General features: G+C 51.0%; 15 protein-coding genes. 7 read left to right on the top strand and 8 right to left on the bottom strand.

Annotated features, from left to right (window positions below):
* Positions 1-40: 40 nt before the first annotated feature.
* The 3 genes from C1A11_RS12375 (at position 41) to C1A11_RS12365 (ending at position 2,908) form a co-directional block, all read left to right on the top strand.
* Positions 41-493: an RrF2 family transcriptional regulator gene (locus C1A11_RS12375; RefSeq protein ID WP_102050752.1), complete on the top strand. Its 453-nt coding sequence runs from the start codon at positions 41-43 to the stop codon at positions 491-493.
* An 88-nt stretch (positions 494-581) separates the two neighbouring features.
* Positions 582-1,217 (top strand): MntP/YtaF family protein, encoded by a 636-nt coding sequence (locus C1A11_RS12370; protein WP_102050751.1) that lies wholly within the window; start codon positions 582-584, stop codon positions 1,215-1,217.
* A gap of 161 nt (positions 1,218-1,378) precedes the next feature.
* Positions 1,379-2,908, top strand: a complete 1,530-nt coding sequence (locus C1A11_RS12365; protein WP_102050750.1) for a Na+/H+ antiporter NhaC family protein — start codon at positions 1,379-1,381, stop codon at positions 2,906-2,908.
* 60 nt (positions 2,909-2,968) lie between these two features.
* On the opposite strand, the gene C1A11_RS12360 is transcribed toward C1A11_RS12365, so the two are convergent.
* The 3 genes from C1A11_RS12360 to C1A11_RS14020 form a co-directional block, all read right to left on the bottom strand.
* A complete protein-coding gene (locus tag C1A11_RS12360; RefSeq protein ID WP_102050749.1) occupies positions 2,969-4,174 on the bottom strand; it encodes a YibE/F family protein in 1,206 nt (401 codons plus the stop codon).
* A gap of 335 nt (positions 4,175-4,509) precedes the next feature.
* Entirely contained in the window at positions 4,510-5,019 is a 510-nt protein-coding gene (locus tag C1A11_RS12350; RefSeq protein ID WP_102050747.1) for a GAF domain-containing protein, read from the bottom strand.
* Positions 5,020-5,034: 15 nt separating this feature from the next.
* Positions 5,035-6,504, bottom strand: a complete 1,470-nt coding sequence (locus C1A11_RS14020; protein ID WP_102050746.1) for an HAD-IA family hydrolase — start codon at positions 6,502-6,504, stop codon at positions 5,035-5,037.
* Between the two features lie 304 nt (positions 6,505-6,808).
* Between C1A11_RS14020 and C1A11_RS12340 the strand changes: the two genes are divergently transcribed.
* The gene (locus C1A11_RS12340) at positions 6,809-8,323 is read left to right on the top strand and encodes a 4Fe-4S dicluster domain-containing protein (RefSeq protein ID WP_102051093.1); all 1,515 of its coding nucleotides are present in this window, start codon (positions 6,809-6,811) and stop codon (positions 8,321-8,323) included.
* A 38-nt stretch (positions 8,324-8,361) separates the two neighbouring features.
* On the opposite strand, the gene C1A11_RS12335 is transcribed toward C1A11_RS12340, so the two are convergent.
* A complete protein-coding gene (locus C1A11_RS12335) occupies positions 8,362-9,543 on the bottom strand; it encodes a GGDEF domain-containing protein (RefSeq protein WP_102050745.1) in 1,182 nt (393 codons plus the stop codon).
* 313 nt (positions 9,544-9,856) lie between these two features.
* Here C1A11_RS12335 and leuB point away from each other — a divergent pair, with 313 nt between their 5' ends.
* From leuB to C1A11_RS12320, 3 genes are all read left to right on the top strand, one after another.
* Positions 9,857-11,023: a 3-isopropylmalate dehydrogenase gene (gene leuB / locus C1A11_RS12330; RefSeq protein ID WP_102050744.1), complete on the top strand. Its 1,167-nt coding sequence runs from the start codon at positions 9,857-9,859 to the stop codon at positions 11,021-11,023.
* A 109-nt stretch (positions 11,024-11,132) separates the two neighbouring features.
* Positions 11,133-11,354 (top strand): methylenetetrahydrofolate dehydrogenase, encoded by a 222-nt coding sequence (locus C1A11_RS12325; RefSeq protein WP_102050743.1) that lies wholly within the window; start codon positions 11,133-11,135, stop codon positions 11,352-11,354.
* Positions 11,355-11,469: 115 nt separating this feature from the next.
* Positions 11,470-12,117, top strand: coding sequence for a GNAT family N-acetyltransferase (locus tag C1A11_RS12320; RefSeq protein ID WP_102050742.1), 648 nt, complete (start codon positions 11,470-11,472; stop codon positions 12,115-12,117).
* Positions 12,118-12,278: 161 nt separating this feature from the next.
* On the opposite strand, the gene C1A11_RS12315 is transcribed toward C1A11_RS12320, so the two are convergent.
* The 4 genes from C1A11_RS12315 to C1A11_RS12300 form a co-directional block, all read right to left on the bottom strand.
* Positions 12,279-13,100, bottom strand: a complete 822-nt coding sequence (locus C1A11_RS12315) for a 4Fe-4S binding protein (protein WP_102050741.1) — start codon at positions 13,098-13,100, stop codon at positions 12,279-12,281.
* A 290-nt stretch (positions 13,101-13,390) separates the two neighbouring features.
* On the bottom strand, positions 13,391-13,558 hold the full coding sequence (locus C1A11_RS12310; RefSeq protein WP_102050740.1) for a FeoB-associated Cys-rich membrane protein: 168 nt from the start codon (positions 13,556-13,558) through the stop codon (positions 13,391-13,393).
* A 27-nt stretch (positions 13,559-13,585) separates the two neighbouring features.
* Positions 13,586-15,586 carry a ferrous iron transport protein B gene (gene feoB, locus C1A11_RS12305; protein ID WP_102050739.1) on the bottom strand — a complete coding sequence of 667 codons (2,001 nt, stop codon included), beginning with the start codon at positions 15,584-15,586 and terminating at the stop codon, positions 13,586-13,588.
* A gap of 13 nt (positions 15,587-15,599) precedes the next feature.
* Complete coding sequence (locus C1A11_RS12300) at positions 15,600-15,818, bottom strand: FeoA family protein (RefSeq protein ID WP_102050738.1); 219 nt, start codon at positions 15,816-15,818, stop codon at positions 15,600-15,602.
* Positions 15,819-15,888 lie beyond the last annotated feature (70 nt).

The following is a 15,888-nucleotide window of genomic DNA, read 5'->3' as shown; positions in this document are numbered from 1 at the left end:
TTGGGCGGCAATTACGGCTTTTCGAAAGGGGAACCGCCAAATGAAAATTTCTACCAAGGGGCGATATGCCCTGCGGCTGATGCTGGATATTGCCGTGCATAGTGAAAACGGTGTGCAGGTGCCCATTGCAGCCATTGCACACCGCCAATCGCTAAGCGAAAAATATTTAGAACAGATTATCACGATGCTGATGCGTGCAGAGTTTGTAAAAAGTGTGCGCGGCGCACAGGGCGGATACCTGCTTTCACGCACAGTGGACAAGTACACTGTTGGCGATATTCTTCGGGTCACAGAGGGCAGCCTCTCCCCCGTTTCCTGTGCAAAATGTGCGGGCACCGAAACTTGCCCGCGTGCAGACGAATGTGTCACCATTGGCATCTGGCGCAGGCTCGACGAAGCCATCGCGGGGGTTGTAGACCAGATTACCCTTGCGGATCTTGTGGCAGAATACCACGAAAAACACAAATCGGAGCAGATTTGCCCCTGCTCTTAGCACAAAAACCAAGGCGCCCTGCCCAGGGCGCTTTTTTCTTTGTCACTCGGCTCTTGCTCCACATATACTGCGCAAGGGAGGCGATTCTTTGGAACATACTGGTTTTTTTTGCGCACTAACACTCGGTTTTGCACTTAGCATCGATTCTTTTCTCGCCGGCGCTGGGCTTGGCATGAGCAAGGTGCGGGTGCCATTACTGTCGGCACTGCTGGCGGGTCTCGTCGGCAGCCTTGCAGTTGGCATCTCACTGATAGGCGGCAAATTTCTGCTTGCCGTACTGCCAGCTTCACTGGCAAAAGCTGCTGGTTTTCTCATCCTGTTCCTTGTCGGTGCCTATAAGTTTTTTGAAAGCACCGTAAAAATTGCACTGCGCCGATGCGGTGGCAGCCATCAGGTGGATTTGAAATGCGGTGGCTTTGGCATTCTGCTGGACCTCTACCTGGTGCCAGAACATGCAGACACTGACCGCAGCGCTATTTTGTCCGGCAAGGAGGCCTCTTTTTTAGGCTTGGTGCTTGCCTTAGACGGCTTTTGCGCGGGTTTTGGTGCAGGGCTATATGCCATTTCCCCTTGGGCACTGCTCATCACTGTGGCCATCACTGGCAGCGCCGCGCTCTTTGCCGGTGCTGCACTCGGCCAGTGGGTATCTGACAGTCCTCTGCCGGATCTTTCACCCGTCGGAGGCATTCTTTTTATGGCGTTGGCAATTTTCCAGTTGAAATAGAGGCCAAAGATTGTTATCATTAAAGAAATGTGTTTTGCATTTTTATGCAGTTTGAGCTCCGGCATTTTCAAGTGTGGTCATACAGCGGGAATGGTATGTCTGCACCGGTCTGTTGCGCAGCTGCAATCGTGGGAAGTATCAACAACAAGGAGGACAAAATCATGGAACCTATCTCAGCGGGCTGGCTGTCATTGCTGCCCCCTCTCGTCGCCATCATACTGGCGCTCACCACCAAAGAGGTTATCACCTCGTTGCTCATCGGTATTTTTTCCGGTGCGCTCATCTATGCTGGCGGCAACGTGGCCTCAGCAACTATGGTTACATTTGACGCAATGTCTGTCCGCATGGGCAGCGGCTCACAAATTCTACTTTTCCTCGCCCTGCTCGGCGCACTCGTCGTAGTCGTCACCAAATCCGGTGGCTCGCGCGCTTACGGCGAATGGGCGATTCAGAAGATTCGCACCAAGCGCGGCGCACAGCTTTCTACTGCGCTGCTCGGCTGCCTCATCTTCATCGACGACTATTTCAACTGTCTGACCGTCGGCACTGTCATGCGCCCCGTAACCGACAAACACGGCATCTCCCGTGCTAAGCTCGCTTACCTCATCGACTCCACTGCTGCTCCTATCTGCATCATCATGCCGATTTCCAGCTGGGCAGTTGCAGTTGGCGGCACCATCGAGCAGGCCGGCTACGGCGCACCCGGCAGCGGTGTTTCCACCTTTATGCAGACCATCCCGTACAACCTGTACGCATTCCTTACGCTGGCTATGGTTTTCGCCGTCTGCGCTTGGAAACTTGATTTCGGCCCTCTTGCTAAATTTGAGCGCAAAGCTGCGCAGGGCGAACTCGGCGCAGTAGAGGCCAAATCCAACCCTCACATGACAGTGGATACCGAGCATGCACATAACGGCCGCGTTTCGGACCTGATTGTGCCGATTGCCGCACTGATTGTTGCTTCTATTACCGCAATGCTTTACCTCGGCGGTTTCTTTGACGGCGGTGTTTCGGTTATGGATGCTTTCGGCAATACCAACGCTTCGCTTGCTCTGGTTATGGGCAGCTTTGTGGCATTGATCGTTGCATTCCTGCTTTATGTTCCCCGCCGCCTTATGGGCTTTGGCGAATTTATGGGCAGCATCACCGAAGGTGTGAAATCCATGGTTTCTTCCTTCATCATCTTAACGCTTGCCTGGACCATCAGTGAGATCTGCACGCTGCTTTCTACCGGTGCCTTTGTCGGCAACCTCGTTGCAGAAAGCAGCCTGCCCATCACTCTGCTGCCCGCTATTATCTTTATCGTTGCTGCCGTGCTTGCTTTTGCAACCGGCACCTCCTGGGGCACTTTCGGTATTCTCATCCCCATCATTGTCATCATCTGCGAGCAGACTGATCCGTCGCTGCTGATTGTAACGCTCTCTGCTACGCTTGCTGGTTCCGTCTACGGCGACCACGTCTCGCCCATTTCGGATACGACGATTCTTTCTTCCACCGGTGCCCAGTGCAACCACATCGACCACGTCAACACTCAGCTCGTTTACGCTACGCTGGTTGGCAGCTGCTGCTTTGTCAGCTACATTATTGCCGGCATCGTCCGCAATCCGTGGCTGCCGCTGCTCTGCGGTTTCGCAATGCTCGGCGTCATTCTGCTGATCGTCAAAAAGCGCACATTGCGCCACGCGCAGCAATAATCATCTTTAACTTAATGCATCCCACAAAAAAGCCCGCTGCACAGTGCAGCGGGCTTTTCTTTATTCTTGAATGGCTTCCTTTTCCGGGGTTTTGGGCTTGCGAGTATAAAGCACCGCGGCCACAAGGCTGGTCAGTGGTATCGTCAACAAAATAGCCATGCTGCCGGTTACCGCCTGCACAATTTCGGTTACAATCATCTCGCGGTTCACCAGCTCCAGCACAGATTTAGCGTAAGCAGCCAGCAGCAGCACGCTGGCAAGCGAAGAGCCAATATACGCCAGCACTAAGGTATTTGCCATCGTGCTCATCATATCCCGGCCAATGTTCATTCCGCTGCGAAACAGCGAGCGCACCGTAACCACTGCCGCCTGATCGGCCAGCTCTGCCAATGCGGATGCCACACTCATCGCAACGTCCATTACCGCGCCCATTGCACCGATAATAATAGCTGCAAATACCACACCTTTGAGGTCTATCGGCTGGGCAGTGCCCAAATCCAGCAAAAACTGTGTTTCTTGCGAAACAAGCCCGGACAGTTTGAGCAGTTTCGTCATCAGCAGTGTAATCGCGCCGGATGCAAATACACCCGCCGCACATCCGATAATAGCGGTGAGCGTTTTGGTCGTGGCACCGTTTACAAGTAACAGCGTGCTGACCACTGTGTAAATGCAAATCATCACCGCACAATAATAAATGTTATACCCTGCAAGCACCATCGGCACAAAAACCACAAACACAGCGGCACAGGTAAACAGCAGCGATAGAATGGTGTGAAAACCTTTCATGCGACCAAAGACCAAAAGCATCGCAAGAAAAACCAGACAGAACACCATAAGCCCGTCGCTGCGCAGATAATCTCCCATCGCATAGGTTGTGGTCGCCATGGGGTCCGGGTTTAAATAAAGGCTTACCTTGTCCCCTACCTCAATCTCTTCCATCTGGCCGCCAAACATACCGTCAATAACCTGCTCGGCAAGCAGCGTTTCGCCCTTATGTGTCCCTTCCAGCCCCTGTGCAAAAAACTGGATATGCACACTTTGTACCATATCTGTGGTAGTAAAACCTTGTTGCTCTTTCACCTCGCGGTTCGAGATGGAAATTACTTTCGCCTTAATCAAACTGGGATCACTAAAGGGCGGAAAAAGTCCGCCGCTTTGCATCGCAAGGCGATTTCCTGCATACAAAAATGCGACCGAAAAAATCACTGTTACAAAATACAATACCCTTCGCGCCGTCTGCGCCGAAACATAAGTCTTATCTTTCATATCATTCCCTCATTTCCACCGTGCTGCGCTTGCAGGCGCAGTAGTTTTCCACTTTCCGCGGGCCCAGTGTGGAAAACTTCCGTCTATTCTGGTTTTTTATTACGAGGCAGCGCATCCGGCTTTGCGTCTGTTTGTAAATGGAAGCCAATTTGCATCCCAGACTGATAGATACCGTACAATTTTGCCGCATCCGCGCAAACCTGTCGCATAAATGCTATATTGCTTTAGTGTTGCCCGTCTACGCTTTTATTTGCGCCACCAATAAAAAACAGCAAAAACCGTACGATGTCTGCGTTCTTGCTGTTTTTCGGTATTAAACTATCAAAAAATTATGTTCACAATGTGTAACCGCAAAGGCTCCAGTCACTGCTTTCCCCAAGCCAGGCGGCAAGGCGCGTCAGTCCCTCTTCGTCTTCTGCGGTAAACCGTCCTTTACGAGGGCTGTCGATGTCCAGTACACCTAGCAATTTACCCGCGGCATACAGCGGCAGTACAATTTCGCTGGCGGAGGCTGCATCACAGGCAATGTGTCCGGGAAAAGCATGTACGTCCTCTACCCGCTGCACCTTACCTGTGGCGGCAGCAGTACCACAGACACCGCGCCCCAGCGCAATGTGCAGGCAGGCAGGCTTGCCCCAAAACGGGCCAAGCAACAGTTCACCTTGATGCATCAAATAAAACCCTGCCCAGTTGATTTCCGGCAAAGCCTCGCCAAGCAGTGCCGCCAGGTTGGCGAGATTTGCCAGCGGGTGCGGCTCGCCTTCGGTCAGCGCTTTGGCCATCTCAAACAGCAGCTCATACCCCTCATGTTTGTTTGCGCCAAACTCGTTCCATGTCAGCTCCATCGGTTTCCCCCTGCATTATTTTACAAACACCGCAAAGCTGCCTGCATAAAAATCGCACACTTTGCGCACTTCGTCATTTTCTGCTTTTGCTGCCTCATCGTAAAGTGCCACCACGCGGCAGCCTGCCTCTTTGGCTGTTTTCATGGCATAAAGCGAATCTTCAAACATCGTCACTTCACAAGGTGCAACACCCAGCCGCTCTGCCACCAGCTCAAAAAAGTGCGGGTCTTTTTTGGTTACACCCAGCTCGCTTGCGCTGATAAACAGATCCAGATCCTGCAAAATGCCAAGCCGCTCCAGCGCAAATTTCAGATAAGCCTTTTCGCTATTGGTCGCAGCACATACCCGCACACCGCTTGCTTTAAGCTGGCGGATATAATCCAGCACAAACGGTTTAGCTGTCACTTTGTCTTGGTACTCATCTCGCACCATGCCGATAATTTCGGCCACGCCTTCTTCTACCGGTACGGAAAGCCCGCAGTTTTCGTTGCACCAACGTACCGCCTCCGGCACATTGTGCCCACGCAATTTTGCTACTACATCTTCGGGCGGGGTGACCCCATGGGCACGCAGGTATTTATCGGCAATCCCCCACCAGATATACATTGAATCGAGCAGCGTACCATCCACATCAAAAACAGCACAGTCTACTTTTCGGTCAAATCGGTCATACTCTTCCAGGAAGCTTTGCTTTTTGCCGTTTTTTACTAGGCCCGGCAATGCACCAATATTGACGTTGTGCAGGCTGCGGAAGATATTGACATCAATTTGCGAGTCTTTCTTTTTCAACGTTTTCAGCAGGGCTTTGGTCTCGCTGCGCTTACCGCCATCGGTGCCCGTTTCAGTACGGTGCTTGGTGCGGCTGCAGGCACACTGTAAAAATTCCAAATGGTTATAATTTTTCCAGGCAATAATATCCTCTTCGCGCACAAGATAAAGTGGACGGATTAGCTCCATCCCTTCAAAATTGGTGCTGTGCAGCTTAGGCATCATTGTTTTGATTTCTGCACCGTAAAACATACTCATCAATACCGTTTCGATGACGTCATCAAAATGGTGACCCAGCGCGATTTTATTGCAGCCCAGCTGTTGCGCAAATTTATAAAGGTAACCGCGCCGCATTCGCGCGCACAGGTAGCAGGGGCTGTCGCCCGCCTGCTCCACCGCTTCAAAAATGCCAGAATTAAAAATCTTCACCGGGATGCCAAGCAGCTTTGCATTTGCCTCTATCTGGGCCCGGTTTTCGGGTGCATAGCCGGGGTCCATCACTAAAAATTCCAGCGAAAATTTCATGTAGCTATGGCGCTGCAGCTCTTGCATGCACTTGGCCAGCAACATGCTGTCTTTGCCGCCAGAGATGCAAACCGCGATGCGGTCGCCCTCGGCAATCAGCTCATAATCCTTCACGCCGCCAATAAATCGGTTCCATATTACCTTGCGGTATTTTTTTATAATGCTGCGTTCAATCGCCGTGCACTGTTCCATTGTGTTCTCCTACATTAAAATATTTGCAGTCTCTTAACAAAGAATAGAGAAAACCAAGAATCTTGTCAAGTAAACGTTTTTTCGTACATTTCCGGGTTTTTGTTTAGGGTTTACTCACAGAAAGCATCGGTTTCCACAAAGAAAATTCAGCCTGTTTCACGCTTGTGCGTTATGTTACAGCATGGTATGATTATATTTGAAACTATTTCGTTAATTTTTTAACTGGTCTTCGACACCTTTTGTCGGCCCATCATAGATTGATTATTGATACATGAAGGAAAGGAATTGGAACGTTATGAGTGGTATCCGAGGGATTTATTCTTCCGTCACAGACATTCGGCGCAAAGTTTTCACCGAGGTCGCCCGAATGGCATATGAAGGGGGAGATTATTCCCGCATCGAAGAATTGCCTTACACGATTATTCCCGGTGAGAAAGCATCTTACCGCGGCAGCATCTTTTTAGAGCGCGCCATCGTATCTGAGCGTATTCGCCTTGCTATGGGCTTAAATCTGCGCCCGCTAGATCAGCACGCCCCGCTTTCCTACGGGGTAGAAGAAAGCGCGATTCCCGAAAAATATTACGAACCGCCGCTCATCAACATCATCAAATTCGCTTGTAACTCCTGCCCGGAAAAGCGTTTTCTGGTTACCGACGGCTGCCAGGGCTGCCTGGCACATCCCTGCAAAGAGGTTTGCCCCAAAGATGCCATTTCGTTTGATTCGCACGGCCATAGCCATATCGACCCCGCGAAATGTATCAAATGCGGCCGCTGCGCCACCGTCTGTCCCTACCATGCCATCATCAAGCAAGAGCGTCCCTGTGCGGTCGCCTGCGGCATGGGCGCAATCCACAGCGATTCGCTGGGTCGCGCAGAGATTGACTACGACAAATGCGTTTCCTGCGGCATGTGCCTCGTCAACTGCCCCTTTGGCGCCATTTCGGACAAGAGCCAGATCTTCCAGCTCATCCAGGCCCTCAATGCCGGTGAAAAAGTCATTGCCATCATCGCCCCGGCTTTTGTCGGTCAGCTTGGCCCAGATATGACCCCCGACAAGCTGAAAACTGCAATGAAGATGCTCGGTTTCCGTCACGTGGCCGAGGTTGCTGTCGGCGCTGACCTTTGCACGCTGGACGAGGCAAAAGACTTCCTTGAAAAAGTTCCCGCAGAGCAGCCGTTTATGGCAACTTCCTGCTGCCCCAGCTGGTCTGTTATGGCGAAAAAGCTCTTCCCCGACCTTGCGCCCTATATCTCGATGGCTCTTACCCCGATGGTGCTCACCGCACGTCTGTGCAAACGCCAGCACCCGGGCGAAAAGGTCGTCTTCATCGGACCTTGCAGTGCGAAAAAGCTGGAGGCCAGCCGTCGTTCTATCCGCAGCGATGTTGATTTCGTCCTCACCTTTGAAGAGGTCATGGGCATGTTTGAAGCAAAAGGCATCGATTTCGATACCATCACCGAAACCCATCCCCTGCGCGAAGGTACTGCTGCGGGTCGTGGCTTTGCAGTGGGCGGCGGTGTTGCTGCTGCAGTCAAAGAGGCTATCTCTCATATTGATCCGGACCGCGAGGTAAAGGTGGTTGCGGCACAGGGTCTTGAGGAATGCAAAAAGATGCTTATGCTTGCAAAAGCCGGTAAATATAACGGCTACCTGCTCGAAGGCATGGGCTGCCCCGGCGGATGCGTTGCGGGTGCCGGTACTCTGCAGCCCATCGAAAGATCTATCGCCAATATCAAAGCCTATACCAATCAGGCAGAAGATAAGAGCGCAACCGAGTCGAAGTACGAGATTGAGCTTCCCCTGCTGCTCGAAGATTAATAAAAAGGCCGCCTGCAAATTGCAGGCGGCCTTCTGTATTAATGTTTTATAGCTGTCGTTTTTTCAGTAAGGTGCCTTTGTGCTTTTACGCGATACATTGCCTGGTCCGCTGCGCTCAGCATAGCGTCTACGGTCAATTCGTCTTGTCTGCTGTACATGGTAACGCCTACACTCAAGGAAATCCAATAAGGCAGCCCTTGCTGGGTGTTCACTTCCGCTGTTTTTTGCTGAATCGTTTCTTTTATGGCCTGCCAGTCACCAGCTGCTGTAGTATGTCCTATAATGACAAATTCATCTCCGCCAAAGCGCCCGATAAAATCCTTCTTCCGGCAACTGCCCCGCAAGATTTTTCCTACCTGAATTATTGCTTGGTCGCCAGCTAAATGCCCACATTGGTCGTTGATGTTTTTAAAATGGTCGACATCCACCATCGCCAAAAAAAGTTGGTAGCCACTATCTGGCAGATGTTCCATCTCCCATGCCAGCTGCACATTGGTTTGGCGGCGGTTAAAAAGGCCGGTTAGCATATCTCGCGAAAGTTGGTTATTTTGAAGATTGATAAAAAGGATGAGTAGCGAAATAGCAGAACATACCCATACAATCGACATACCGTAAAAACGCAACTGCAACAGATTGCCAATAAAGGTAGGCAGTGGAAAAATCAGCAACGCGCAATAAACCGAAGCTTCCCGTATCTGCTTAGGATTGATTTTCTCAGCTACCGTCAGCACTACACTCGCTGCCCAGTAAACACATGCCAGTGTCATAACAACCCACATATAAGGGCCGCGGTGGTACCTGTTTTCCTCAGAAATCTGATACACCCAGCCCGTCCAAGGGCTTGCAATAATAATAGCGCTGCTTAGCACTTGGGGGGCCCACAACAGAACAGTCGATTGCTTGCTCGGCTGATAATCCGGGCAAAGGCACTGCAAAGAGTATTGCATCCAAAAATAACCAAAGCATCCGTGCATCAAGAAAAATACAACACACAGTACATGCGTAATTAGAATCCAATGAGAAGCAGAACGGCCCCTCAGCAAATAGATACCAATATCCGAAAGTAAAATTACACCGTTGGTCACCAGCATCTTAATGAAAATCTGTCTCTTTTTTGTCTCGTTTACACGGTGTGTACCGACGACATAATACCACATGGTTACCAGCATAACCAACGCAATCGTATTCACTTCTATATACTGTGCCATTTCATAGTTCACAGTTCTACCTCTTGCTTTCCCAAAACCGGTTCTATTTTGTAAAAGTCAGGGCGCTGAAAGTCAGCGACCAAGCAGTCTGCCTGCGAGATTCAGCAGACGGTTATTTCATTTTGCAAAAGAGCAATCGGTTTTGCAGAACAAAAAGCACTCCGCTCAAAATAATCTTTGTTATTTTAGCATTTTTTCAACACATTGTCGACTTGTACAGCGCATTAAATCAACATTTCTTTACTCATCAGTTCGCTTGACAAGCTCCCGCTTTCCGCGATATAGTTAAGGGTACAATTCTCATCTATAAAGGACGTGACAAGCGATGAACGCCAAAATCGTGGTTATCAAAGGCGACGGCATCGGCCCGGAAACTGTTTCCGAGGCTATGCGTGCGCTTGCCGTCATCGGTAAACGGTTCGGGCACACCTTTCATCTGCAAGAGTATGAAGCCGGTGGCTGTGCCATTGACCACAGCGGCAGCTGCCTGCCGGACGATACCCTTGCGGCCTGCCTTGTGGCAGACTGCGTGCTGTTTGGCGCAGTTGGCGGCCCCAAGTGGGACAGCTTGCCCCAGCACCTTGTGCCGGAACGCGCACTGCTGACCATGCGTGACAAAATGGGGCTTTACGCAAACCTTCGCCCGATTAAAATGTTTCCACAGCTTTACCATGCCAGCCCGCTGCTGCCTCAGGTAGCGGCGCAGGGCATTGATCTGATGCTGGTGCGTGAGCTGACCGGCGGCATTTATTTCGGCAGCCACGACATCGTGCTGCGCGGCGGTCAAAGTGTTGCAAGTGACTTGATGAGTTACAGCGAATCTGAAATTGAGCGGATTGCGCGCACTGCGTTCGAAATGGCAAAAAAACGCCATGGGCGGGTTGTTTCGGTCGACAAATCCGACGTTCTCTCTTGCAGCCGCCTTTGGAAAGAGGTCGTGCATCGCATTGCACGGGACGAATACCCCTCTATTCAGCTTACCGATATGCTGGCAGACAGCATTGCAATGCAGTTGATGCGCAACCCCTGGCAATTTGATGTGGTGCTCACTGAAAATATGCTTGGCGATGTGCTTTCTGGGGAAGCATGTATGCTGACAGGATCCATCGGTATGATTCCCTCGGCCAGCCTGGGGGATGGCACCGTAGGCATCTACGAACCGATTCACGGTTCTGCGCCCGACATTGCGGACCAGAACATCGCTAACCCCATCGGTGCTATCTTATCCATTGCTATGATGCTGCGGTCCTCTTTCGGCCTGCTGTCAGAAGCTGAGGCGATTGAGACGGGGGTTAACCGTGTGCTGGACGACGGTTACCGCACCGTTGACATTATGAGCGCCGGCTGTGTACCGGTAAGCTGCTCTAAGATGGGCGAGCTGATTGCAGGCGCAATCCTTTCTTCGCAGATGTACCGCAAAATAGCCCGCACTCTGCCGCAGCCATCCGTGCAAGGCTCGAAAAAAAGCAAAAAAGCAGCAGATTTCTTTTAAAGGTCCCCCAGTCTCTTAAGTATTTGCGCGCAGTGTGCGTAAAGATAAATTTTATTGTAGTTAACCCTGTAACTTACACGCAGGGTTTAGATTGGAAAGGAAGAAAAACATGAAAGCCAGAATCCCGAAACACCGTGAATTTATCATCAATCTCAACGAAGAGGAAGAACCCCGCCACAAAGAGTGCTGGGAAAAACTCGAGGAAATCGTAAAAGAGTACCAGAAAGAGGGCAAATCCATCTACACCTCTACTTTCATCGAAGACAACGAAGAGAAGGTTAAGGCTCTGCAGCAGGATTTCAAATTCACCTATACCATCGAAGAGCGCTAAACTGCTTTGGCAAACCGCTGTAAAGCAAAGCCTTTTCTATTTATGCAGCAGCGGCAAGCCCAATTTAAGGGCGTGCCGCTGCTTTCTTTTTTAATCGCTCGAAAGGAGCAGCTTTATGGAAATCACAATTCGCAACGAAACCCCTGCCGATTACCGCAAAGTAGAAGAACTGGTGCGTGAAGCCTTTTGGAATCACTACGTCCCCGGGTGCAGCGAGCATTACCTTGCACACACGCTGCGAGGTGCCGAGGCTTTTTTGCCAGAGCTGGATTTTGTAGCCTTAAAAGAAGATACCCTCATCGGTAATATCATGTATGCGCAAAGCGAAATTGTTGGCGATGATGGCACAAAACACCCGGTCCTCACTTTCGGGCCGTTTGCAGTGCTGCCCGCATTTCAAAACGCAGGGGTGGGGCAAGCGTTGCTTTCCCATAGTCTAGCGGCGGCAAAAGCACTGGGCCATACCGCTGTTCTTATCTTTGGCGACCCTGCTTTTTACACAAAAGTTGGCTTTGTGCCTGCCGAAAGCTATGGCATCGGCACTTCGTGGAATAGCTACCTGCCCTCTCTGCTGGCTTTAGAGCTGGTTCCTGGGGCGTTGAAAGGTTGTGCCGGCCTTTTTTATGAAGGGGATGCGTATGATTTTGATACAGAAGAAGCAAGGGCCTTTGACCGCAGTTTCTCTGCCAAACAAGAATACAGCGGCCTGCCCTCTCAGCTGCGCTTTGCGCAACTTGTGGCAAGCGGTAAACCGCGCAGCTAAAGTAATGCAAGGCAAGCAACCAGCTCCAGTTCCTTGGTCACACCTAAGTCCATTTTAAAATAAAAAACACTCGGCGCACCTGATAGGTCGTCGAGTGTTTTTGCGATGTATGACTTGCGCCAAGCAATCCCAAAAGGTTAACTAATTTTCGCCACCTCGGCTTAAAACAATTCAACCTCAGCGCGCCGTGCAAAGCCTTCTTCCAGCTCATGCTGGTGGTAGAGGTAACCCGCGTCGTCATAGTACTTAGCACCTACCGGGCATTTTTTCACACAGGCACAGCACTTGATGCAAATGCCGGGCACCTCCGCCGGGTTTTCTTTGTTGATGGAACCCATGGGGCAAACCTCTGCACATAGACCGCATTTGGTACAGGCGTCGCTGGTCTTCGGCTTTACTTTTAAAATATTCACCGGGTTCCCGGCGCGGTCACGCGGGGTGTAATAGGGGCGAATGGGGTCTTCACCGCGCACTTCCACGGGCGCCGTCGGCAGCTCGTTCAGCGCTTTGGCGCGTGCTGCTGCGGTCTGGCCCAATTGTACGGCAAGTGCCATATCTTCCACATCCGGGCGGCCTGCGCCAAGTGTCGTGGAAAAAGAGTGCTCACCCACAAAGCCGCCTGCGGCAATGGTACGGCAGCCATCGGCCTCCAGCAGGTTGCGCAGCTCAATCAGCCCATCGTCAAAATTACGGTTGCCAAACAGCACTATCGGCACAGCTAGGGTATTGTCGCCCTTCACCCTGTCCCGCACATAGGGCATCAGCAGGTTGGGTACACGACCCGCATAAACGGGTACACCGAAGAACACCAGTTCCTCTGCGCCAAAGGTAAGCGTATTTTCGCGGGCACCGGGCAGGGTAAAATCACTTACCACGACCGGCACGCCCAGTTGCTCGGCGGCAGCTTTTGCAGCTGCTGCAACAATTTTTTCGGTCGTGCCTGTGGCACTAAAATAGACCGCCCGCACCTGATTGATTTTCATATCTGCAACTTCCTTTTTTATGCTATATTTCCGCCGGCCTCCGGCGTTTTGATTCCAGATCTTTCTTTAATTGCGCTACATTTTATAACCCAAGCAAATAAAAACACTTTTTAAACAAAATACAAAAGGATAGTATTAAAAGGTTTTCACAAGCTTTGCCTGTATTGTATGTTTCTGACTGTTTACAATTATTCCCAGTATAGCACAAATTCTGCCGCTCGCAAAGGCCACGCATCGTTTCTTTTACGCAAAAAGCGATGCCTGTGTAGCACAGACATCGCTTTTAAAAGTTACTTTTCTTTTGGAGGTGCTTCACTTTCTGTTTTTTGCGGTTTATTGCAACGCTCCTGACAAGACGCGCAATTGCCACCACAACCAGGATGCTTGCGGCGATAACGTACCGCCAACACCACGCAAAGTAAAATCAGCAGAATCAAAAATAAATCAAAACCGCTCATAACATATCTCCTTTGGCCGCTCCAGTGCTAAACACCCAGCAAAACCCGCCCCAGTTGGTAAACAAGGCAGCTGACTGCCCAGGCCACACCGGTTTGAAACAGCACCACGCCTGCCGCAGCAAGGCTGGAGTTCATCTCTCTGCGCACTGCCGCAATAGCAGCCACGCAAGGGGTGTATAGCAGCGTGAAAATCAAAAACGAAAATGCAGAAAGCGGAGTAAAAATACTGCTAAGGGTAACCTGCAAATTGCCCCCTGTCAGCACTGCAAAGGTGGATACTACCGCTTCTTTCATCGTAAACCCGGAAATCAGCGCCGTTGCAGCGCGCCAGTCGGCAAAGCCCAACGGTGCAAACACCGGGGCCAACAGCCGCCCCACTGAAGCAAGCATCGAAGCCGAGGAATCCGCCACGATATTAAATCGGATATCAAACGTCTGCAAAACCCAGATAATAATCGAAGCAACAAAAATTACAGTAAACGCGCGGGTCAAGAAATCTTTCACCTTATCCCAAATCAACAAAGCCACGCTTTTGGGGCTCGGTAGCCGATAGCTGGGCAACTCCATCACAAATGGTACCGGGTTGCCGCCAAACACGGTATCTTTCATCAAAAGCCCCAGCAATACCGCCAGTACCATGCCGATGATATAAAGCAAAATCATTACCAACGCGCCATGTTCGGGGAAAAACGCAGCAGTAAAAAGTGCATAGATAGGCAGCTTTGCGCTGCAACTCATAAACGGAGTAAGCAAAATGGTCATCTTGCGGTCGCGCTCACTGGAAAGGGTGCGGGTCGCCATAATGGCAGGCACGCTGCATCCAAAACCGATGAGCATCGGTACAAAGCTGCGCCCGGAAAGCCCGATTTTTCGCAGCAGTCCATCCATGACAAATGCCACACGCGCCATATAGCCGGAATCCTCCAGCATTGAGAGGAAGAAGAACAGTACCACGATAATCGGCAAAAAGCTAAGCACGCTGCCTACACCGGCAAAAATGCCATCTATAATCAGACTGCGCAGCACTGGGTTTGTGCCAAAATTAATCAGCCATTGCTGCACCGCAGCGGTCACTGCTGCAACCCCCATCTCCAGCCAGTCCGAAAGCAGCGCCCCAACCACGCCAAACGTCAGCCAAAATACCATTGCCATAATACACAGAAAAATGGGTATTGCAAAATAGCGGTGGGTCAAAACTGCGTCAATCTTAACGCTGCGTTCATGCTCTTTGCTTTGTCCGGTTTTTACTACCGTTTTGGCACAGAGTCCCTCAATAAAGGTGTACCGCATATCGGCCATAGCGGCTTCGCGGTCGGTGCCAAGCTCACGCTCCATCTCATCGATGGTATGCGCCAGCATTTCTTTTTCGTTTTCGGAAAGTTTCAAGCGAATCAGCATCGGCTCGTCGCCTTCAATCAGTTTGCTTGCCGCAAATCGCATCGGCACGCCTGCCGCCGCTGCATGGTCTTCAATCATATGCGCTGTCGAGTGAATTGCACGGTGTACCGCACCGGAGCAAAAATCCAGCCGCTTCGGTACCCGCTTGCGCTCTACCGTGCTAATGGCAGCTTCTATCAGCTCGTCTACGCCTTCATTCTTTGCCGCAGCGATTGGTACTACCCGTACGCCAAACTCTTCAGAAAGGGCCTTTAAATCGATTGAGGTGCCGTTGGCACGCACTTCATCCATCATGTTCAGTGCAATAACCATAGGCAGCCCCAGTTCAATCAGCTGCATCGAAAGATAAAGGTTGCGCTCGATGTTCGTCGCATCCACAATATTAATAATGCCGTCCACCTTGCCCGAAAGCAGATAATCTCGGGTTACAATCTCTTCTTTGGTATAGGGTGAAAGCGAATAGATACCCGGCAAATCGACGACCACTGCGTCGCTATGCTTGCGAATAATACCCTCTTTTTGCTCTACCGTAACACCGGGGAAATTACCCACATGCTGGTTAGAGCCTGTCAGTTGATTGAACAGGGTGGTTTTACCGCAGTTTTGGTTACCGGCCAGTGCAAAAATCATACCTGCGTCCTCCCTATTCTACTTCTATTTTATCGGCATCTTCCAGCCGCAGCGTCAGCTCGTAGCCACGCAGATGCAGTTCAATCGGGTCTCCCATTGGGGCGACTTTTCGCACCATTACCGCAGTTTTGGGTGTTAAGCCCATATCCAGCAAATGGCGGCGCAATGCGCCTTCGCCCCCCACCAGCTTAATGGTAGCCGGTGTTCCAAGCGGCAGTTCACTTAGTTTCATCGTGTTTCCTCCCTGTTGCGGCGCTGCCGCCTTGCCGTGCGGTGCGCCTACAAGTTAGCAAGCGCTAACT

This window comes from Pygmaiobacter massiliensis, assembly GCF_900199435.1.
Lineage (GTDB): Bacteria > Bacillota > Clostridia > Oscillospirales > Ruminococcaceae > Pygmaiobacter > Pygmaiobacter massiliensis.
This window is presented reverse-complemented; position numbering and strand designations above follow the sequence as displayed.